Origin of the sequence: Longivirga aurantiaca, from assembly GCF_042660085.1 — a bacterium.
Classification (GTDB): Bacteria; Actinomycetota; Actinomycetes; order S36-B12; family CAIYMF01; genus Longivirga; species Longivirga aurantiaca.
In genome coordinates this window covers 1924079-1944360 of sequence record NZ_JBHSTI010000008.1, presented here as the reverse complement: position 1 = coordinate 1944360, position 20282 = coordinate 1924079, and the positions used below count along the sequence as shown (strand labels likewise).

The 20282-nt window shown below is 73.7% G+C and carries 21 protein-coding genes; 9 read left to right on the top strand and 12 right to left on the bottom strand.

What is annotated here, in order from left to right; all coding sequences use genetic code 11:
• Positions 1-60: 60 nt before the first annotated feature.
• From ACFQGU_RS13220 to ACFQGU_RS13205, 4 genes are read right to left on the bottom strand one after another with little or no spacing between them, the layout of a single operon-like run.
• Positions 61-1692 (bottom strand): ABC transporter ATP-binding protein, encoded by a 1632-nt coding sequence (locus tag ACFQGU_RS13220; RefSeq protein WP_386767403.1) that lies wholly within the window; start codon positions 1690-1692, stop codon positions 61-63.
• Positions 1689-2846 carry an energy-coupling factor transporter transmembrane component T gene (locus tag ACFQGU_RS13215; RefSeq protein ID WP_386767401.1) on the bottom strand — a complete coding sequence of 386 codons (1158 nt, stop codon included), beginning with the start codon at positions 2844-2846 and terminating at the stop codon, positions 1689-1691. The genes ACFQGU_RS13220 and ACFQGU_RS13215 overlap by 4 nt, the downstream gene beginning before the upstream one ends.
• Positions 2843-3793: an SCO2322 family protein gene (locus ACFQGU_RS13210; RefSeq protein WP_386767399.1), complete on the bottom strand. Its 951-nt coding sequence runs from the start codon at positions 3791-3793 to the stop codon at positions 2843-2845. Before ACFQGU_RS13210 ends, ACFQGU_RS13215 begins: the two co-directional genes overlap by 4 nt.
• Positions 3790-5175, bottom strand: a complete 1386-nt coding sequence (locus ACFQGU_RS13205; RefSeq protein WP_386767397.1) for a prenyltransferase/squalene oxidase repeat-containing protein — start codon at positions 5173-5175, stop codon at positions 3790-3792. Before ACFQGU_RS13205 ends, ACFQGU_RS13210 begins: the two co-directional genes overlap by 4 nt.
• A gap of 438 nt (positions 5176-5613) precedes the next feature.
• Here ACFQGU_RS13205 and ACFQGU_RS13200 point away from each other — a divergent pair, with 438 nt between their 5' ends.
• A complete protein-coding gene (locus ACFQGU_RS13200; RefSeq protein WP_386767395.1) occupies positions 5614-6999 on the top strand; it encodes an urease accessory protein UreH domain-containing protein in 1386 nt (461 codons plus the stop codon).
• Between the two features lie 48 nt (positions 7000-7047).
• On the opposite strand, the gene ACFQGU_RS13195 is transcribed toward ACFQGU_RS13200, so the two are convergent.
• The 4 genes from ACFQGU_RS13195 to ACFQGU_RS13180 all read right to left on the bottom strand — a co-directional run bounded on the left by ACFQGU_RS13195 (position 7048) and on the right by ACFQGU_RS13180 (position 9847).
• Positions 7048-7269 (bottom strand): hypothetical protein, encoded by a 222-nt coding sequence (locus tag ACFQGU_RS13195; RefSeq protein ID WP_386768289.1) that lies wholly within the window; start codon positions 7267-7269, stop codon positions 7048-7050.
• A gap of 5 nt (positions 7270-7274) precedes the next feature.
• Positions 7275-8273, bottom strand: coding sequence for an aldo/keto reductase family protein (locus tag ACFQGU_RS13190; RefSeq protein ID WP_386767394.1), 999 nt, complete (start codon positions 8271-8273; stop codon positions 7275-7277).
• A 41-nt stretch (positions 8274-8314) separates the two neighbouring features.
• Complete coding sequence (locus tag ACFQGU_RS13185) at positions 8315-8923, bottom strand: DUF3043 domain-containing protein (protein WP_386767392.1); 609 nt, start codon at positions 8921-8923, stop codon at positions 8315-8317.
• 87 nt (positions 8924-9010) lie between these two features.
• Complete coding sequence (locus ACFQGU_RS13180; RefSeq protein WP_386767390.1) at positions 9011-9847, bottom strand: hypothetical protein; 837 nt, start codon at positions 9845-9847, stop codon at positions 9011-9013.
• Positions 9848-10101: 254 nt separating this feature from the next.
• On the opposite strand from ACFQGU_RS13180, the gene ACFQGU_RS13175 reads away from it, so the two are divergent.
• From ACFQGU_RS13175 to htpX, 3 genes are all read left to right on the top strand, one after another.
• Positions 10102-10848 (top strand): PspA/IM30 family protein, encoded by a 747-nt coding sequence (locus ACFQGU_RS13175; RefSeq protein WP_386767388.1) that lies wholly within the window; start codon positions 10102-10104, stop codon positions 10846-10848.
• Between the two features lie 34 nt (positions 10849-10882).
• Positions 10883-11158, top strand: a complete 276-nt coding sequence (gene pspAA, locus ACFQGU_RS13170; RefSeq protein WP_386767386.1) for a PspA-associated protein PspAA — start codon at positions 10883-10885, stop codon at positions 11156-11158.
• A gap of 111 nt (positions 11159-11269) precedes the next feature.
• Positions 11270-12169: a zinc metalloprotease HtpX gene (gene htpX, locus ACFQGU_RS13165; protein ID WP_386767384.1), complete on the top strand. Its 900-nt coding sequence runs from the start codon at positions 11270-11272 to the stop codon at positions 12167-12169.
• Positions 12170-12173: 4 nt separating this feature from the next.
• Here the strand turns inward: htpX and ACFQGU_RS13160 are convergent, their stop codons facing one another.
• Positions 12174-12785, bottom strand: a complete 612-nt coding sequence (locus ACFQGU_RS13160; RefSeq protein ID WP_386767382.1) for a DUF3105 domain-containing protein — start codon at positions 12783-12785, stop codon at positions 12174-12176.
• A gap of 109 nt (positions 12786-12894) precedes the next feature.
• On the opposite strand from ACFQGU_RS13160, the gene pspAB reads away from it, so the two are divergent.
• A complete protein-coding gene (pspAB, locus tag ACFQGU_RS13155) occupies positions 12895-13491 on the top strand; it encodes a PspA-associated protein PspAB (RefSeq protein ID WP_386767380.1) in 597 nt (198 codons plus the stop codon).
• Between the two features lie 106 nt (positions 13492-13597).
• Here the strand turns inward: pspAB and nadA are convergent, their stop codons facing one another.
• On the bottom strand, positions 13598-14803 hold the full coding sequence (nadA, locus tag ACFQGU_RS13150; protein WP_386767378.1) for a quinolinate synthase NadA: 1206 nt from the start codon (positions 14801-14803) through the stop codon (positions 13598-13600).
• A gap of 109 nt (positions 14804-14912) precedes the next feature.
• Between nadA and ACFQGU_RS13145 the strand changes: the two genes are divergently transcribed.
• On the top strand, positions 14913-16064 hold the full coding sequence (locus tag ACFQGU_RS13145) for a glycerate kinase family protein (protein WP_386767376.1): 1152 nt from the start codon (positions 14913-14915) through the stop codon (positions 16062-16064).
• Between the two features lie 124 nt (positions 16065-16188).
• On the top strand, positions 16189-16554 hold the full coding sequence (locus ACFQGU_RS13140) for a HesB/IscA family protein (RefSeq protein WP_386767374.1): 366 nt from the start codon (positions 16189-16191) through the stop codon (positions 16552-16554).
• A gap of 133 nt (positions 16555-16687) precedes the next feature.
• On the opposite strand, the gene ACFQGU_RS13135 is transcribed toward ACFQGU_RS13140, so the two are convergent.
• A complete protein-coding gene (locus tag ACFQGU_RS13135) occupies positions 16688-18211 on the bottom strand; it encodes a hypothetical protein (RefSeq protein WP_386767373.1) in 1524 nt (507 codons plus the stop codon).
• 164 nt (positions 18212-18375) lie between these two features.
• Here ACFQGU_RS13135 and ACFQGU_RS13130 point away from each other — a divergent pair, with 164 nt between their 5' ends.
• Complete coding sequence (locus ACFQGU_RS13130; protein WP_386767371.1) at positions 18376-19362, top strand: carbohydrate kinase family protein; 987 nt, start codon at positions 18376-18378, stop codon at positions 19360-19362.
• A 24-nt stretch (positions 19363-19386) separates the two neighbouring features.
• Positions 19387-20085: a leucyl/phenylalanyl-tRNA--protein transferase gene (gene aat / locus ACFQGU_RS13125; protein WP_386767369.1), complete on the top strand. Its 699-nt coding sequence runs from the start codon at positions 19387-19389 to the stop codon at positions 20083-20085.
• Here the strand turns inward: aat and ACFQGU_RS13120 are convergent.
• Positions 20051-20257 carry a sulfurtransferase TusA family protein gene (locus tag ACFQGU_RS13120; RefSeq protein ID WP_386768287.1) on the bottom strand — a complete coding sequence of 69 codons (207 nt, stop codon included), beginning with the start codon at positions 20255-20257 and terminating at the stop codon, positions 20051-20053. The two genes, aat and ACFQGU_RS13120, sit on opposite strands and share 35 nt — an antisense overlap.
• Positions 20258-20282 lie beyond the last annotated feature (25 nt).

The window sequence follows — 20282 nt, the reverse complement described above, 5'->3', positions numbered from 1 at the left end:
CAGCCGGTCTGCCGACATGGACCACGCGGACGTCGTCGCGGGGCGGGAGCGCGGTGGCCGTCACGACGCCACCACGAGGGCGGCTGCGACCTCGGCGACGGTGAGCCACGGCTGCGGCGACAGCACCTTGCTCACCTGCGGCGCGAACATGGGCGACCCGACCACGACCTCGGTGGCGGGGCCGTCTGCGACCACCTCGCCCTCGGCGAGGACGACGACGCGCGTGGCCACCTCGGCGGCGAGCTCGACGTCGTGCGTCGCGAGGATCACGCAGTGCCCGGCCGCGGCGAGCTCGCGCAGCGTGGCGACGAGCCTCTGCTTGGCCGGGTAGTCGAGGCCGCGGGTGGGCTCGTCGAGCAGCAGCACCGGGGGCTGCGCCGCGAGCACGACCGCGAGCGCCAGCGCGAGGCGCTGGCCCTCGCTCAGGTCGCGGGGGTGCGTGTCGTCGTGCACGCCGGGCGCGAGCCGGTCGAGCAGGGCGCGCGCGGTCCCGGGCGCCGCACCGGCGTCGCGGTCGGCCGACGTGCACTCGTCGGCCACACGGTCGGCGACCAGCACGTCGGTGGGCTCCTGCGGCACGAGCCCGACGCGGCTCACGAGGTCGCGCCCGCGCAGCGTGGAGGCGACCGATCCGCCGACGGTCGCGCTGCCGCTGGTGGGGGTGTGCAGGCCGACGAACGTCGAGAGCAGCGTCGACTTGCCCGCGCCGTTGCGCCCCATCACCGCCACGATCTCGCCACGGTCGGCGGCGACGGTGACGCCGCGCAGCGCGGCGATCGCACCGTGGCGTACGACGACGTCGCGAGCCGACACCGCCGGGTCGCCGGACACGACGTGCAGCGACTGCCGCGAGCGCAGGGCCGCCTCGGCGACGAGCGGCTCGAGGCGCTCGCGGAGCGGTCCGGCGGCGCGGCGGGCGTCGCGCACCGAGAGCGGCAGCGGAGACCAGCCCGCGAGGCGGCCGAGCTCGACCACCGGCGGTGCCACGGGTGCGGTCGCCATGACCTCGGCCGGCGTCCCGACCACGAGCGGCTCGCCCGCGCCGGGCACGACGACGACGCGGTCGGCGTACTGCACCACGCGCTCGAGCCGGTGCTCGGCCAGCAGCACGGTGACGCCGAGGTCGTGCACGAGCCGCTGCAGCGCAGCCAGCACCTCTTCGGCCGCACCGGGATCGAGCGCGGACGTCGGCTCGTCGAGCACCAGCACGCGCGGGTGCATGGTGAGCACCGCGCCGATGGCCACGCGCTGGCGCTGGCCGCCGGACAGCGAGCGCAGCGCCCGGTTGCGCAGGTCGTTGAGGCCCAGCAGGTCGAGGGTCTCCTCGACGCGACGGCGCATGACGTCGGGTGCGAGGCCGATCGACTCCATGCCGTAGGCGAGCTCGTCCTCGACGATGTCCGTGACGAACCCCGAGAGCGGGTCCTGCGGTACGACGCCGACGACGTCGGCGAGCTCCCGAGGCGGGTGGGTGCGCGTGTCGCGTCCGGCGACGGTGACGCGTCCGCGCAGGGTGCCGCCGGTGAAGTGCGGCACGAGCCCGTTGACGCAGCGCAGCAGCGTCGACTTCCCGGTGCCGGTGCGGCCGACGACCAGGACCAGCTCCCCCTCGGGGATGTGCAGGTCGACGTTGCTCAGCACCGGAGCGGAGGCGCCGTCGTAGGTGACGGTGACGTCCTCGAAGCGGATCACGCGGCCACCCCCTCCGCCTGGCGGTCCGTGCGGACCGGCAACGACGCGATCGCCATCATGCCGGGCGGCGGCGGTGTGACGAGGCCCGGGAGCGCGGCCAGGAGGATCGCGGCGACCGGCACGAGGGGGAGGGCGGGCCACGCGGGCGGCGAGACCGGCCCGACGAGCACCATCGGGTCGGTGATCGAGACGGCGACGAGGACGGCAGCGACGATCACGCCGGTGGCGGCCACGATCCACTCGGGCAGCGCCCACGGGTCGGGCCGGTAGCGGGTGCGGATGCTGCGGCGTCCGGCGAGCAGCACGCCGACCGTCCCCGCCGCGACGCCGAGCACCAGCAGCGGAAGGCCGAGGGTGCCGGCTGCGCCCGTGTCGAGCAGCGCGTAGACGCCGAGGCACATGCCGACCAGGCCGAGGAGCAGCAGCGCGCCCGACGTGCGGCGCAGCGCCGGCGACTGCGTCCCGGTGCGGCCGTAGCCGCGCGAGTCCATGGCTGCGGCCAGGTCGACCGCGCGCTCGAGCGCGCCCTCGAGCACCGGCATCACCGAGCCGGCGAGCGCACGCACACCTCGGTCGGGTCGGCCGCGCAGCCGGCGCGCCGTGCGGACGCGGCCGACGTCCTGCACGAGCTGCGGTGCGAACGTCATCGCGACGACGACGGCGACGCCCACCTCGTAGAGCGCGGCCGGCACCGAGGCGAGCAGGCGCGCGGGAGAGGCGAGCGAGTTCGCCGCCCCGACGCACGCGAGCAGCGCGGCCAGCACCATCCCCTGGTACACGGCGGCCAGCAGCTCCTCGAGGGTGACGGGGCCGCCGAGGCTGACGCCGGCGAACCAGTCGGGCAGCGGGATCTCGGGCAGCGTCACCAGCACCGTGGTGCCGGAGCCCGAGCCGAGCACCACGGTGAACGCGACGCGGATCGCGATCACGAGCAGGCCGAGGCGCAGGAACACGGCGTACGACCGTGCCCAGGGAGCGTCCGGACGCCGCCGCGCCACCACCCAGCCGGCGACGGCGACGACGAGCGCGAGCAGGAGCGGGTTGGTCGTGCGGCTGACGGCGGTCGCGAGGCCGAGCGCCCAGACCCACCAGGCGACCGGATGGGTCCAGCGCGGCAGGGCGCTGCCGCCGAGGCGGTGGGCGGGACGCGTCACGACCGCCTCCCGCGCGCGGTCCACCAGGCGCCGGCGCCGACGACCGCGACCAGGGCTGCACCCGCGATCGGTCCGAGCGGGCTGCCGCCCGCGGGGGCCTCGGTGCCGGACGCCACCGGAGCACCGGAGCTCGCCGGCAGCGGTGCCTCCGATCCGTCGGCCGTCTCCTGCGCGGTGGGGGCGGCGCTCGTGCTCGACGCCGAAGCGCTCGACGCCGACGCGCCCGGGGTCGTCGTCTCGCCCGCGGGCGTGGTCGGGGTGCCACCTGCAGGAGCCGCCGGCACCTCGGCCGTGGTCGCCGGCTCGGCAGACGAGCTCGTCGGACGCGCGGTGGTCGGCTTCGGCGTGGGCTTGGCGCTCGTGCGCGTGGGGGTCGGCGTCGGGTCGGCGACGACCGCCGCGCACTCGGTGCGCGGGTAGCCGTCGATGCCGCAGACCAGCCCGTTGCCGCCGACGCGCAGCGACACCCCGGCCGTCGTCAGCACGGTGACCGCGTTGGCGTTCGACGCCGCGGTCACGCACTCGACGCGCACGGTTCCTCCGCCGGGCGGTTGCTCGCCGGGGGGCGCGTCCGACGTCGAGCCGTAGTCGACCACCACCGCCACGCGCTTCTGGCCGTCGGGCGCCGAGGTGAGCTGCGGGCACAGCGATGCGAACGGCAGCGCGGCGCGGGGCGACTTCTTGCCGCCGCTCTCGGTGGTGACGGCGAAGCGCCACCCGATCACGGCGCCGTCCTTCGGCCGGTCGCTGGCCGGACCGAGCTGGGCGAAGGTCCACGACGTCGCTCCGGGCTGGCCCCACCAGTAGGTCCAGTACCGGTACGACGCCGCCTCGGCGGCCGGTGCCGTCACGGCAGCGGCCACGAGCAGGGCGAGCAGGGTGGATCCGAGCACGCCGAGGACGGCGACCGCGCGGGCGGTCGCCGTGCCCCGGCGTGCGGCGGTCATGCGTGCGACCCCTGGCGGCGTGACACCAGCAGCGCTGCGGCACCGAGCAGGACCAGCAGAGCACCCGACCCGGCGAGGCCCGGCGTGAGCGGCGAGGCACCCGAGGGGGCGAGGCCACCGGCGTCGGTGGGTGACGGGGTCGGCTCGGTGCTGCCGGTCGGCGACGGCGTCGGGCTGGACGACGCCGGTGCGGTGCGCATCGTCGCGCCGACCCGGGCCACCAGGCCCTCGACGGTGGCCTGGCTGCCGTCGGCGGACACCACGGCCAGCGCCGCGAGGGCGAGCAGGCCCGGTGCCTCGTCCGAGACCGAGGCGGCCGCGGCCTTGCGGGCGGACCCGCCGCCGACCTGGCCGAGCAGCACGTCGAGGGCGGCGTCGCGCTGGTCGCCGCCGACGCCGATGGCCGAGAGCGCGAGCACGGCCCAGGCCGTGTCCCCGGCCGACACCGTGCCGGGCTTGCGCAGGCCGGTGCCGAAGTCGAGCTCGGGGATCGCGTTGTCGTACGCCGTGAGCGTGCGCGCGATGTAGCCGCCCGCGAGCTCGGCCGGCGTCAGGTCGACCGCAGCGGCCGCAGCGGCCGGTGCCTCGGTGGTGGCGGCCGGGGCCGCGGCGGGTGCCGGGCAGTCGGCGCGCGGGATGTCGAGCGACGGCGGGTCGGCCACGAACGGCAGCGCAGCGCCCGTGATCGCGAGCGCCGCCTGCACAGTGGCGGAGTCGTTCGCGGTGCCGGCCGAGAAGTCGGCGTACGCGAACCCGCCGTCCTCGTCGGTGGCCGCGCCGGGGCAGCCGACCTGCAGGGAGGTGAGGTAGTCGGCGGCCGACGCCGAGCCGTTGGTGACCTGGCTGGGCGACAGGCCGACGGCGTTGGTCGCGAGCAGCGCGATCGCGGTGGAGTTCACGTCGGAGGTGCCGCCGAGGAAGTAAGGGAAGCCGCCGTCGGCGTTCTGGGCGGACTCGAGCCAGCCGAGGGCCGCGTCCGCCGCGTCGAGCTCACCGAGCACGGTGAGCGCTGCCGAGGCCAGCGCGGTGGAGTTGGAGTCCTCGCCGACGTAGTTCACCGGGTCGGACTCGGTGCACGGCGCCGAGGTGTCCGAGCGGTAGGCCTGGAAGCCGCCGTCGGCGCACTGCTGGTCGAGCAGCCAGGCGACCGCCTCGGCCGGGGGCTCCTCGCCTGCTGACACGAAGGCGAGCAGCGAGAGCGACTGGCGGAAGACGCCGTCGTAGGTCGGGTCCTGCGTGCCGAACAGCCCCACCTGGACCGGTTCGGCGGCCGAGGCCGGCGCGGCGCCGAGCGCGGCGGAGGCGATGACCGTGGCGGCGGCCAGCAGGCCGGCGAGCGAGCGACGTACGGCCGGAGCGCGTCCGGGGGAGAGCGTGACCACGGGGGTCCTTTCGGTGGAGCGGGCACGAACCAAGTGGTCCGGACTGCTCCCCGTACGACGAAAAACCCCTCGAGCCGTGGTCCGTGAGGACCGGGCGCGAGGGGCGAGAGGTCGGACCAGGGGGACGGTCCGGGCTCGTTCCGTAGACCTCGACGGATGTGAGCCGATCTCGCGCCCGCCAGGTGCTCCGGCTCGCGGCCGCTCCCGTCCTCAACGGGTCGACCACCTACGGTTGCGGGTTCAGCGCCGGATTCGGACCGGCTTCCCCTGGACGTCAGGCGCGGGTGTTCAGTTGTGACCCCCACCGTAGGGGGCGGGTGTACTCGACCACGCGGCGGTGCCCGCCGTCAAAGGTCCACGCCCGGCGGGGCGCGGTTGCCTCGCGCCGCGCGGTTCCGGGGCTCATGATGGGCCCGGGTCCGAGGCGCAGGAGGTGGCATGGCCGGCTCGACGACGAGCGCGCACGAGGTGCGCGTGCCGGTCGCCGGCATGACCTGCCGCGCCTGCGAGACCCGGGTGACCAAGGCCCTGCGCCGCGTCCCGGGGGTGCTGGACGCCGAGGTGTCGGTGCGTCGCGGGACCGCCGTGCTGACCGTGGCGGACGGCGCCGCAGCGCCGGACCTCGATGCGCGCGTGTCGGCCGCGGTGGAGAAGGCCGGCTACCGCGTCGGCCGCGAGCCGTGGATCAGCGACGACGTCACCGTCTGGCGCGAGGCGGTCGTCGCCGTCGCCCTCGTCGCCGTCGGGGCGGTCCTCCTGGCCTTCTTCGGCGTGCCCGACCTCGTGGCGGAGTCCACGTCCACGTCGTCCGGGAGCCTCCTGGTCGTGCTGCTGGTGGGCCTCGCCGCCGGCGTCTCGACCTGCATGGCGCTCGTCGGGGGCCTCGTGCTCGCGGTGTCGGCGTCGCACGCGGCGTCGGTCACCTACGAGGACGGCCGGCCGACGCGCGGCAGCCTCCGCCCGCACCTGGTCTTCCAGGGCGGCCGGATCGTCGGCTTCGCGGTGCTCGGCGCCGCCCTCGGCGCGATCGGCGCGCAGCTCGGCCTGCCCGAGAAGGCGCAGGCGGTGCTCACCCTCGCGGTGGCGCTCGTGATGGCCGTGCTCGGGCTCCGGCTGCTGCGGATCTCGCCGCGGCTCGCCGCCTGGTCGCCGTCGCTTCCGCCGTCCCTCGGCCGTCGGCTGGGCATCGAGGAGCGGTCGGGTCTGCCCTACTCCGACACGCGCACCGCGGTGCTCGGGGCCCTCACGTTCTTCCTCCCGTGCGGCTTCACCCAGGCCATCCAGCTCTACGCGATGACCACGGGATCCGCGCTCACCGCGGGCGTGACGATGGCGGTGTTCGCGATCGGCACCGCACCGGGGCTCCTCGCCGTCGCCGGGCTCCCGCGCCTCGGCTCGGCGAAGGTCCGTCAGCAGGTCCTCGCGATCACGGGGGCGCTCCTCGTCGCCTTCGCGCTGGTCAACGCCCAGGGGGCCGCGGGCCTGCTCGGCTGGACCCAGGGTCGGTCGGACGTGCCGACGGCGATCACCCCGAACGTCGTCGTCGGGGCCGGCACGCAGACCGTGACGATGGAGCAGACCACGCGCGGCTACGTCCCGGCGACCACGGTCGTCGCGCCGGGCGTGCCGATCCGGTGGGAGATCACCTCGGTGTCCGACCTCAGCTGCGCGGCGTACATGCGCGGTGTGAGCTGGGAGTGGCGGACGAACCTGAGGACGGGGCCGAACGTCGTGACGCTGCCGCCGCTCGCGGCGGGCGAGCGCTACGACTTCGCCTGCGTCATGGGCATGTACAGCGGCACCCTGGTCGCCGCCGCAGCCTGACCCCGGCATCCACGATCGCCGGAATCCTTCCCATCACGTGTGACGGGGTCAGGTGGCGGGGTGCAGGCTCATCGGGCCGTAGACGACGCGGTCGCCCTCGAGCAGGGTGACGGCGTCCACGCCCGCCTCGAGCAGGCGCGCCCATTCCTCGCCGATCCAGGTCTCGGCGTCGGCCTGGCTGGGGAAGCCGTCGACGGTGTCGGCCGGGGTGAGGGAGACGAGGTCGCCCGCGGCGCTCTCGTAGCGCCAGGTCCAGTCGGTGTCGCCCATGTCCGTCACGCCCGGGGGTTGGGGGAGACGGTGAGGCGCGGGTCGGTCTGGACGACGTCGCCGAGCACGATGTCGATCGCGTCGAGCAGCTCGGGCTCGAGCACGACGCCCGCGGCCCTGACGTTCTCGACGACCTGCTCGGGGCGGCTCGCGCCGATGATGGCCGAGGACACGTTGTCGTTCTGCAGGACCCACGCGACCGCGAGCTGGGCCATCGACAGGCCGGCCTGCTCGGCGAGCGGCTTCAGCTTCTGCACCCGGGTGAGGATCTCGTCGGTGCGCAGGCGCTCGGTGAAGTGTCCGCTCGTCGGGTCGGTGGCGCGCGAGCCCTCGGGGGCGGGCTGACCGGGGAGGTACTTGCCCGTGAGCACGCCCTGCGCGATGGGGCTCCAGACGACCTGCCCGAGCCCGAGCTCCTGGCTCGTCGGCACGACCTCGGCCTCGATGACGCGCCACAGCATGGAGTACTGCGGCTGGTTCGACACGAGCCTGTCGAAGCCCATCTGGTCGGCGATCTCGACCGCGCGACGGATCTGCTCGGCGTCCCACTCCGAGACGCCGACGTACAGCGCCTTGCCGGACCGGACGACGTCCTCGAACGCGCGCATGGTCTCCTCGAGCGGCGTCTCGTGGTCGTACCTGTGCGCCTGGTAGAGGTCGACGTAGTCGGTGCCGAGGCGGCGCAGCGAGCCGTTGATGCTCTCGAGGATGTGCTTGCGCGACAGCCCGCGGTCGTTCACGCCGGGGCCGGTCGGCCAGTAGACCTTCGTGAAGATCTCGAGGCCCTCGCGGCGCTGGCCGGCCAGGGCCTTGCCGAGCACCGACTCGGCCTTGGTGCCGGCGTACACGTCGGCGGTGTCGAAGGTGGTGATGCCGACCTCGAGCGCGGCGTTCACGCAGGCGAGGGCGGCGTCCTCCTCGACCTGGGACCCGTGGGTGATCCAGTTGCCGTAGGAGATCTCGCTGACCTTGAGGCCGCTGCGGCCAAGACGTCGGTGCTGCATCCCCCGACCCTATGCGCGGCAGCGGACCGCCGCGATCTCGCCTACTTCTGCTTCTTGACCTTGGGCACCACGGGCTGGCCGTTGTAGCGCACCTTGGGCGGGGGCAGGCGGAGCTTGCGGATCTGCAGGCTGCGCAGGATGCCGTACGACAGTGCGCCGCGGCGCGACTCGTCGGGGAAGCGCTCCGGGAGGTTCTTGCGCAGGCGGAACCAGAGGTAGAACGAGTCGAGGATGACGCCGAGGAGCATCGCCGACCACGCCCACAGCAGCACGACCTGCACCCATTGGATGCGGATGAAGCCGGCCACCAGGACCACGAGGGCCACCGGGATGAAGAGCTCGCCGGCGCTGATGCGGCCGTCGACGAAGTCGCGGACATAGGACTTCACCGGTCCGGCGTCGCGGGCGGGGAGCCTGCGCTCGTCGCCGGCCTGCAGGGCCAGGCGGGCCTCGTAGCGGGCCTGACGGTCGGCCTCGCGGGCCGCCTTCTTGTCGGCCTTGGCGTTGCCCGTGGTGCCGTTGAGCCGCGCCTTGCGGGCGGCCTCGGCCTCCTTGCGGGTAGGCGTGGGCGCGCCCTTGCCCTGGGCGGCGGACGAGGTCTCGGAGGCGGGCGCCGGCACCTCGGTGTCGGAGCTCTTGCGGCGGAACACGCGGTCACTCTAAGCGGCCCGCCCCGGGCGGCACGAACGGGCAGGCCCCCGCTCCGGGGAGCGAGGGCCTGCCGGGGTGCGCGGGCGTCAGGACACCGTGGTGACGACGTACCCCTGGACGGTGAACTTCACCGGCGCCGTCTTGGCGACGTACAGGGTGAAGCTCGTGGTCGCGGAGGTCTCGGGGAGGTTCACGTAGGCCCCGGCGGTGGCCCAGTCGGCGCAGCTGTTCGTGCCCCAGTCCCAGCTCGGCGCGAAGCCGGTGCCGCAGCCGAAGTCGCCGATGTCGGTGTCGTCGTCGAGGAGCTCGAGGAAGACCTTCGGGCTCGAGGTCTCGCCGACGCGCACGATCGTGGCTGCCGCGTTGCTGGACGAGAGCGTCCAGGAGCCGCCCGAGGACTTGGACTGCCAGCCGCTCCAGAGCGGCGACTTGACCGTCGTGCCTGCCTTCCAGCCGGCCTTGAACTCGCCCGCCCCGGCGTAGTCGCTGTCGTCGGCGAGGTTGATCTTCGTGATGTGCCAGGTGGCGGTGCGCTGCTTGACGCGCACCGAGCGCCACTCGGTCCAGGTCTTGCCGAGCATGTCCTTGGCGACGAGCTTCACGGCGTAGGTCGTGTTCTGCTTCAGGCCGCCCGTGCTGGTGAAGGTCCAGGAGCTCGTCCAGGTCTCGGTCTGGCCGTCGACCATGTACGAGACGCGGGCCGACTTGTCCGCCGCCCACACCTCGGCGGTCACGTTCACGTAGCCGGTGGTGACGACGCTGGCCCGGACGGTCCTGGTGTCGGCCGAGACCGGCGCGTACGAGATGCAGTCGGTGGCGCAGAGGCTGGCGGCCTCGGCGGGGGCGGCGAGGCCGAGGGTGCCCGCCACGAGGGCGGCGCTGGTCACCAGGGCGGCGCTCACGCGGCGCAGGGTGCTGGTCATCGGGGTTCTCCTTGGTCCTGGCGTGGCCCCCGGTGGGGCCGCTCGTGGACGAGTCTCGGGAGATCGGCGCCCCGGGGGATGGGTAGCGACTACTCAGATCCCCCGGGCCGCTACTCAGCGCATCCGGGCGGGCGCCCGGGGCGCGACCGGGGGACAGGCCGCGCACGGGCCGATAGGTTGGGAACCCCCCGGGGCGTCGCACGTCGCCACCGGCAGGACGCGTACGTCGTCGTTTCGAGGAAGGGACGCCCACGATGGGCCTCTGGCAGCGCTTCACCCTGATCTTCAAGTCCAAGGCGAACAAGGCCCTGGACAAGGCCGAGGACCCGCGCGAGACGCTGGACTACTCCTACGAGAAGCAGCTCGAGCTGCTCCAGAAGGTGCGCCGTGGCGTGGCCGACGTGGCGACCAGCCGCAAGCGCCTCGAGCTGCAGATCACCCAGCTCGAGCAGCAGAGCACCAAGCTCGAGGGCCAGGCCAAGGCCGCCCTCGCCGGCGGCCGGGAGGACCTCGCCCGCGAGGCCCTCATGCGCCGCTCCGGGCTGACCACCCAGATCGCGGACCTGCAGACCCAGCTCGTCGGGCTGCAGGACCAGGAGGAGAAGCTGATCCAGGCCAGCCAGCGCCTGCAGGCCAAGGTCGAGTCCTTCCGCACGAAGAAGGAGACGATCAAGGCGACGTACTCCGCCGCCGAGGCGCAGACCAAGATCAACGAGGCCTTCTCGGGCATCAGCGAGGAGCTCGGCGACGTCGGCCTCGCGATCCAGCGCGCCGAGGACAAGACCGCGCAGATGCAGGCGCGCGGCCAGGCCATCGACGAGCTCCTTGCCTCCGGCGCGCTCGACGACCCGACCGGTACCAGCAAGGACTCCATCACGCTCGAGCTCGAGCGCATGGCGAGCGGCAACGACGTCGAGGCTCAGCTCGCCGCGATGAAGGGCGAGATCAGCGGCGCCGCCCCTGCTCCCGCCATCGAGTCGGCCGACAAGCCGCAGGCCTGATCCATCGTCGTCACGTCCCGAGAGGGGTAGGCACGTGCTCATCCGCATCCTGGGCGAGGGCCAGTACGAGATGCCCGAGTCCGCTCTTGCCGAGCTCAACCGCCTCGACGCCGAGCTCGAGTCGGCGCTCAGGTCGCCCGAGCCCGACGTCACGCCGGCGCTCGACGCGCTGCTCGACTTCGTCCGCACGAACGGCGTACGGCCGCCGGACCACGAGGCCCGCGAGTCCGACGTGATCCTGCCGTTCGCCGACGCGAGCGAGGACGACATCCGCAGCATGCTCACCGAGGAAGGCCTCGTGCCGGACTGATCCGGCCGTGAGTTCGATGTACGTCGCGCGGGCCGGGGAACGTATCCCCGGCCCGTTCGCGTTCCACCTGCAGGGACCTACCCGGTACGACGACGAAGGAGGATGACGGCTGTGGCCGCCACGCGGTACGCCAGCGACAAGGGACTGACCCGACGGATGGTCGGGACGGTGTTCGGGCTGGGCCTGCTCTACGTCGTGCTCGCCGCCGCCCTCATCGCGCTCGGCTTCAGCGCTCTCTTCGTGCTGGTGGTCTCCGGGGTCATGCTGTTCGGGCAGTGGTACTTCTCGGACACCATGGCGCTGGCAGCCATGCGCGCCAAAGTCGTCACGCCGGAGCAGGCTCCGCAGCTGCACGCGATGGTCGACCGCCTCTGCGCGATGGCCGACATGCCCAAGCCGCGCATCGCGATCGCCGACACCGACGTGCCGAACGCGTTCGCCACCGGCCGCACACCGAGCCGCTCGGTCGTCTGCGTCACCACGGGCATCGTGCGCCGCCTCGAGGCCGACGAGCTCGAGGGCGTGCTGTCGCACGAGCTCTCGCACATCGCCCACCGCGACGTCACGGTGATGACGGTCGCGTCGTTCGCGGGCATCGTCGCCGGCCTGCTCACGCGCATGGTCATGTGGAGCGGCATGGGCCGCAACAACCGCGACCAGAACGCCGCGCTCATGGCGCTGGCCGTGTTCGTGGTGTCGATCGTCGTGTACGTCGTGTCGTTCCTGCTCACGCGTGCGCTCTCGCGCTACCGCGAGCTGTCGGCCGACCGCACGGGCGCGCTGCTCACCGGGCGTCCGAGCGCGCTGGCGTCGGCGTTGACCAAGATCTCCGGCGACATCGCCTCGATCCCCGACCGCGACCTGCGGTCGATGGAGGCGGTGTCGGCGTTCGCCTTCGCCCCGGCCGTCACCAGCAAGGCGTCGCTGTCGTCGCTCTTCATGACGCACCCGCCCCTGGAGAAGCGCCTCGAGGAGCTCGCCAAGGTCGCCGCCCAGCTCGGCCAGCGCTGACCTCTCAGCCCGAGTGCACGTCCGGGCTGGCGCCGGTGGGGTCGGCGCAGGTCGCGCCGGGCTCGGGGGTCTGGGGGCCGTTGGTGTACGCCTCCAGGAAGGTCGCGATCCGCGGGTCGTCGACGCTGTCGGCGTCCATCTGGTGGCCCCACGCCGTGACGGTGATCGTGGCCGTGAGGCCCGGGTAGGGCGAGCCGAGGCGGTAGTCCACGCCCTCGATCAGCGCGTGCAGCGTCTCCGCGTCCGCGGGTGCGAGCGTCGGCGCCCAGGTGACCCAGACCGCGCCGTGCTCGAGCGAGTGCACCGCCTTCTCGTTCGGGATCGCCGCGTCGTAGACCCGTCCGTCGCAGGCGGCCCACACCGGGCTGTGCGCCCCGCCGACCGGCGGGGACTGCGGGTAGTCGACCGTGCCGTCGACGTGGTCCTGCGCCAGCCCGGAGTACGTGCGCTCGCCGGTGACCACGGTGCCCGCGGCCGGTGCCGTGCTCGGTGCCCCCGACTCCTGCGACGACGACGCGGCCGGCGTCGCGGAGGTGCCGAGGTCGGCCGATCCCGATGCGCAGGCGGTGAGCAGCAGGACGGACATCGCCACGGTCACGGGAAGGATGCGCTTCACGTAGGAAGTATCACCGACGCCGGCGCCGCCGCCGGGGACGGACCCGAGCCGTGCGCGTCCCGGCGCACGCCGAACTGTGCCGCGCCGACGGATGGGGGAGAGTGGGGGCATGGGACTGTTCGACTCGATCCTCGGGCGCAGCAAGCCGGCCAAGCCCGACCTCGACAACCTCTTCGGGCTGCCGTCGGCGGCCGTCACGCTCGAGGCCTCGTTGGGGTTCCACGCCGTCGGGTCCGGAGCCGTCGCGTTCCGCGCGCCCGAGGGGCGCGCCTTCGCCGACATCCAGGCCGAGGTGCAGCAGCTGCTCGACGCCGGCGGCGGGCCGAAGGTGGAGGTGGACGTCGACTCGTACGGCTACACGTGGCTCGTCGTACGCACCGACCCGCCGGACGTGTCGTCGCTCGTGACCGACCTGCACGCGGTCAACACGACGCTGCAGGACTCCGGCTTCGGCTCGACGCTGCTGTGCTCGCTGGTCACGTTCACCGACGGCGCCCGCACGCTCGGGCTCGTGTACCTCTTCAAGCAGGGCACGTTCTACCCGTTCGCGCCGATGGTGGGCACCGGCCGGACGATCGAGGGCGCGCCCGTGCAGCAGCGCGACAACCTGCTCGAGATCCAGCTGCGCGACCTGCTGGCGGACGACCTGCGCATGGAGCGCGACACCGGCCGCTGGTTCGCCGTCTGGGGCGCCCCCGGCCTCTAGCAGCGCGTCTTGATGAAGGCCGGATTTGTTCGGCTCTATTGGATGAAGGCGACCTTCATCCAATAGAGCCGAACAAAGGCGGCAATCATGACGTGAGAGCTGCGGGTCAGTCCTGGGCGTGAGCGGGGGTTGCGCCGACGCCGGGCAGCGCGAGCATGCGGTCGAGCGCGACCTTGGCCCAGTGCGCCACGTCCGGATCGACCTCGATCCGGTTGACGACGTTGCCCTCGACGAGGTTCTCGAGCGCCCACACCAGGTGCGGCAGGTCGATGCGGTTCATCGTCGCGCAGAAGCAGACGGTCTTGTCGAGGAAGACCACCTGCTTGTCGGGGTGCGCGAGGGCGAGGCGCTTCACGAGGTTGAGCTCGGTGCCGATCGCCCAGGCGCTGCCCGCGGGGGCGGCGTCGAGGGTCTTGATGATGAACTCGGTCGAGCCCACGTAGTCGGCGGCGGTGACCACCTCGTGCTTGCACTCGGGGTGCACGAGCACGTTGACGCCGGGGATGCGCTCGCGGACGTCGACGACGGACTCGAGGGCGAAGCGGCCGTGCACCGAGCAGTGGCCCTTCCAGAGGATCACCTTCGCGGCGCGCAGCTCGTCGGCGGTGAGGCCGCCCTGCGGCTTGTGCGGGTCGTAGAGCACGCAGTCGTCGAGCGAGAGCCCGAGCTCGAGCACCGCGGTGTTGCGGCCGAGGTGCTGATCGGGCAGGAAGAAGACCTTCTCGCCCTGCTCGAAGGCCCACTCGAGCGCACGCTGCGCGTTGGACGACGTGCACACGGCACCGCGGTTGCGACCGGTGAACGCCTTGATCGCGGCGGTGGAGTTCATGTAAGTGATCGGGATCGTCACGTCGGTGATGCCGGCGTCGGCGAGCACGTCCCACGCGTCCTCGACCTGCCCGATCGCGGCCATGTCCGCCATCGAGCAGCCCGCGGCGAGGTCGGGGAGGATCACGGCCTGGTCCGGCCCGGTGAGGATGTCCGCGCTCTCGGCCATGAAGTGCACGCCGCAGAAGACGACGAACTCGGCGTCGGGGCGGGCCGCGGCGTCGCGGGCGAGCTTGAACGAGTCGCCGGTGACGTCGGCGAACTGGATCACCTCGTCGCGCTGGTAGTGGTGACCGAGGACGAACACGCGGTCGCCGAGCGCAGCCTTGGCCGCACGGGCGCGGTCCACGAGGCCGGGGTCGCTGGCGGCGGGGAGGTCGCCCGGGCACTCGACGCCGCGCTCGGAGTCCGGGTCGGCGCCGCGGCCGAGCAGGAGGAGGGCGAGCGGGGTCGGGGTGGGCTCTACGAAGCTCTCGGTGCTCACGGGGTCATCCTCCCAGACGTGCCTCGGCCGGTGCGGGGCGCCGCCCGATCCGCTGCACTCCTCAACACCGCCGACGACTCGCTGCTTCCGCCCCGGTACGGTCGATCGCGTGAAGGTCCTCGTCGCGCCCGACAAGTTCGCCGGCACCCTCTCCGCGGTCGAGGCGGCCGCCGCCATCACCGCCGGGTGGCTGCGCACCGCGCCCCACGACGAGATCACCCAGCTGCCCCTGGCGGACGGCGGACCCGGCTTCCTCGACGCGCTCGCCGCGGCGCTCGGCGGCCGCCGCGTCCGGCTCGAGGTCACCGGCCCGCTCGGCCTGCCGGTGGACGCGTCGATCCTCGTGGTGGGCGGCACGGCGTACGTCGAGTCCGCGGAGGCCTGCGGTCTGCACCTCGTGCCGGTCGAGCTCCGCGATCCCGTGCGCGCCACGACGTACGGCGTGGGCGAGCTCATCGCCGCCGCGGTGCGCGAGGGCGTGTCGCGGGTGGTCGTCGGGCTCGGCGGCAGTGCGACGAACGACGCCGGCATCGGCATGCTGGCCGCTCTCGGCGCCACCGCCGAGGGCGCCGAGGGCAACGACGTGACCGCGCTGCTGGCCGAGGGGGCCTCCGCCCTGCGGTCGGTGCTGTCGGTCGACCTCGCTCCTGCCCGGGCGTCCGTCCACGGCGTCGAGCTCTTCCTGGCGTCGGACGTCGACAACCCCCTGCTCGGCCTGCGCGGGGCGGCCAACGGGTTCGCCCGGCAGAAGGGCGCGGACGACGGCGCGGTGATGGAGCTCGAGGGCACGCTCGAGCACCTCGTCGAGGTGGTCGGACGGCGCCCCGACGGCAAGGACCCGGCCGTCGCGCTCGGTGCGGGTGCCGCCGGCGGGCTCGGCTACGGGCTGCTGCACCTCGACGCGAGCCGGGTGCCCGGGATCGCGACCGTGCTGGAGACGGTCGGGTTCGAGGCGCTGGCCGCCGACGCCGACCTCGTGGTGACGGGGGAGGGCTCGTTCGACTGGCAGAGCCTGCGGGGCAAGGTCGTCGCGGGCGTCGCGGAGGCTGCGCTCGCCCACGGCCGGGCCTGCGTCGTGCTCGCGGGCAGGGTCGAGGTCGGACGCCGGGAGTACGCCGCGACGGGCGTCAGCGGCGCATTCGCCGTCGTCGACGACCTGCGCGAGCGGGGTCTCCCGGAGTCGGACGCGTTCGTCCGGCCGGCGGACCATCTCGCCGCGCTGGCCGAGCGGGCGGCCCGCACCTGGGGCGGAACGGGCTGACCGGCCCCCGGCATGGCACCATGGGTCCGGTGAGGGTGCCCTCACCCGGCGGGAATACGACGCCGGGTGGCCCGGTTGGCCCTGACGTACCGGTACGACCAGTCGCATCACGGAGGACCGCCGCATGACCGCCGACGTCACGATCGAGACCTCGACCCCCGTCTCCGACGGCATCCTGCTCACCGACACCGCGTCGTCCAAGGTGGCCGCCCTGCTCGCGCAGGAGGGCCGCGAGGACCTCTCGCTGCGCGTCGCCGTCCAGCCCGGTGGCTGCTCGGGCCTGCGCTACCAGCTCTTCTTCGACGACCGCTCGCTCGACGGCGACATCGTCAAGGAGTTCGGCACCGTCAAGGTCGTCACCGACCGCATGAGCGCCCCGTACCTCACCGGCGCCACGGTCGACTTCGTCGACACGATCGAGAAGCAGGGCTTCACCATCGACAACCCGAACGCCGGCGGATCCTGCGCCTGCGGCGACTCGTTCAGCTAGACCGCCAGACATCACGAAGGGCCGCACCCGCGAGGGTGCGGCCCTTCGTCGTCCACCCACCTCGCCGAGCCTGATCGATCCGTCGTCTCCCAGCCCGGGAGACCACGGATCGACCTGGGTGGGCGGCGAGGGGTCAGGTGCGGGTGACGGGGACGGGGAGACCGGTCGTGGCGTCGACCACAGTGCGGCTGCCGAGCGGCGAGTCGAGCTCGACCAGCACCTTGAGCTCCTGCGCGATCTCGATGCACGCCTCGTCGGGGCCGAGGGTCGAGCGGCCGACGATCTGCACCTTCACGGTCGTGGAGCTCTCGTCGACGACGGCGGAGTACTCCGCGCACACGCCGCCCCAGCCGGTCAGCGCCATCGTGGTGCCGTTGGTGTCGAGGAACGCTTTCTCCACCGCGGGGGTCTCGACTCCCGGCTGGCCGCCTCCGCCGGGGCCCGTGGACGGGTCGCTGCCGCCGCCGCTGCCACCGGGCTCGACGCCGGGCTCCTCGGTCGGCGGTGCCACCGGGGTCTCCGGGGTGCCGGGGTCGGGCGGGATGGCACTGCCGCCGCCGGTGCCGGTCGAGGGCTCCGGGAGCGGCGTCGGGTCGGCGAGGTACTGGTCGGCCACAGCCACCTGCGCCATGGGGTCGTCCCAGCCCGTCACGTCGAACAGCCACGCCGGCACGAGGATCGGGGTCCGGTCCTCCCAGTTGAGCATGAGGCCGAAGGTTGCGCCCGTGATCACGAGCGGATCGACCTTGCAGGGGATGGGCATCGGGTCGTCGGCCGGCGACTCCATCGGCCCGGGCGCGATCTCGGGGCAGCCGATGTCGGCGAGCGCCCGCGGCATCGCGTCGAGCCGGTCGAACGCCGTCCGCGCCGACACGACGGGGTAGTCGCCGTCGGTGCTGAGGTCGCCGAGCCAGCCCGTCGCTCCGAGCACGCCCTGCGCGTCGACGTCGACGACGCTGCGCAGGCCCGAGGTGGGCAGGTCGGCGACGGTCGGGTCGGCGACGACGACGGCCACGGTGCCGCTCTGCCCGCCCGCACCGGCGAGCACCCGCGGCGAGGCGGAGACGCCCGCGGCTGCGAGCACCGGGGCGGCCGCGGCGAGCGCCGCGTCGTCGGTCAGCAGGGGAAGGTCGGACGCCGCGCCCGGAGACTCGGCCACCGCGCAGGAGACGCCGGTGTTGCCGTCGCTGGAGTCCACGTCGACGTAGTACGTCGGGCAGTCGATGGTGCGGGCGAACGACCACTGGCCGGAGGCGTCGCTGCGGACGCGCAGCTCGCCGGTGGGCCCGTCGACCACCCAGCCGTGCGCGCGCTTGTCAGGCGCTGCCGTGAGACCGAGCGCGGCCGCCAGGGCGCGCACGTCGTCCTCGCCGGGCGCGCCGGTGAACCGGAGCACCGGTCCGCTGCCGGGGCCGGCGGGGAGCGTGCCGTCGAGCGTCCAGCCCGAGGCGAGCTTGCCGCCGCTGGAGTCTGCGGCCGGCTGCGCGCCTGCCGCGCTACCGATGCGCAGCGGGGCGAGGCCCGAGGCGGAGCCGCCCGCCACCTCGGTGCCGCACGCGGCGAGGGCGAGGGCGGCCACGAGGCCGCCGACCGCGAGGGCCGAGCTGCTGCGGGTGGATGACCGCCCGGCGCGCCGGGTGCCCGTGCTGGTGGTCATCGCCGTACCTCCCTGCCGTGGCACCTCATCGTCCCTCGGGTGCCGCCCCGGTGTCCTACGGTGCTGTGACGCCGGTCACCGCATCGCGGTTCCGTGCGGCGGATAAGGTTCTGCGCATCCGAAACGCGAGCTCCCACCCACGACCACCACAGAGAAGAGGGGCCGTGCGCGTCTGCGTGACGGGGTCGATCGCGACCGACCACCTCATGACCTTCCCGGGCAAGTTCTCCGACTCGCTCGTCGCCGACAAGCTCGACCGCGTCTCGCTGTCGTTCCTCGTCGACGACCTCGATGTCCGGCGCGGGGGAGTGGCCGCCAACATCGCGTTCGGCATGGCCGTGCTCGGGCTGCGCCCGACGCTCGTGGGCGCCGTCGGCCAGGACTTCGCCGACTACCGGTCCTGGCTCGACCGGCACGGCGTCGACACCGCGTCGGTCAAGGTCTCCGACGTCCGTCACACCGCGCGGTTCGTGTGCACGACGGACACCGAGCAGTGCCAGATCGCGTCGTTCTACCCCGGCGCGATGTCCGAGGCGCGCGAGATCGAGCTCGGCCCGATCGCCGACCGGCTCGGCGGCGTCGACCTCGTCCTCGTCGGGGCGAACGACCCCGAGGCGATGACCCGGCACACCGACGAGTGCCGCTTCCGCGAGATCCCGTTCGTGGCCGACCCCAGCCAGCAGCTCGCGTGGCTCGACGGCGACGGCATCAAGCAGCTCGTCGACGGCGCGGCGTACCTCTTCAGCAACGACTACGAGGCCGGCCTCATCGAGCAGAAGACGGGCTGGACATCCGACGAGGTGCTCCACCGCGTCGGCGTTCGCGTCACCACGCTCGGCAAGGACGGCGCCCGCGTGGAGGTGAAGGGCGAGGAGACGGTGTTCGTGCCGTGCCCGCCCGAGGAGCTCAAGGCCGACCCGACCGGTGTCGGCGACGCGTTCCGCGCCGGGTTCCTCGCCGGTCTCGCCTGGGGGCTCTCGCACGAGCGCTGCGCCCAGATCGGGTCGCTGCTCGCGACGTACGTCATCGAGACGGTGGGCACCCAGGAGTACGACCTCGCCCAGCAGCACTTCCTCGCGCGCTTCGCCGGCACCTACGGCGCCGAGGCCGCGGACGAGGTCGGCAGCAACATCCGGTGCCCGCGCCCCTGACGCCGTGACGACGAGGGGGAGGCCGTGAGCCGAGAGGAGCCGGCGCCGACCGGATGGGTCCTGCCGGACCCTGCCCTCGGCGAGCCGGGCGAGGAGGTGCTCGGAGTCGGCGCCGACCTCGAGCCCGGCACGCTGCTCGCGGCGTACCGCAGCGGACTGTTCCCCATGCCGCTCGACCGCGCCGGCCCCCTCGGCTGGTGGTCGCCCGACCCGCGCGGGGTGCTGCCGCTGGACGGCCTGCGCGTGACCCGGTCGCTGCGGAAGTCCTGCCGGCGCTTCACGACCACGGTCGACACCGCGTTCGAGGAGGTCATGCGCGCCTGCGGCGACCCCCGGCGGCCGTCCGGCTGGATCACCGAGCAGTTCGTGCAGGCCTACGTCGAGCTGCACCGCCTCGGATGGGCGCACTCGGTCGAGACGCGCACAGCCGAGGGCGACCTCGTGGGCGGCCTGTACGGCGTGGAGATCGGCGGTCTGTTCGCGGGCGAGTCGATGTTCAGCCGCGAGCGGGATGCGTCGAAGGTGGCGCTCGTGGCACTGGTCGACGCCCTCGTCGCGGCGCCCGGCCCGGGGCGGCTGCTCGACGTCCAGTGGTGCACGGACCACCTCGCCACGCTGGGCGTCGTCGAGGTCGACCGGCTCGACTACCTCGAGCTGCTCGATGCGGCGCTCGCGCTGCCGCCCGCCTTCACAGCTCCGGAGGGTCGTCGCTCCGGGGGATGACGAGGTAGCCGCGCCCCACGCCGTCGGGCGCGGCGCCCACCCAGGCGAGCGTGCGGCCGCGGAGGGCGCACCAGGCGGGCACGTCGGTCTCGGCCGCCGGATCGTCGGCCAGGAGCAGGAGCCGGGCGTCCGGCTCGACAGAGACCCTGCGCGCCAGGGAGATCACGGGCATCGGGCAGCGCTTGCCCCGCTCGTCC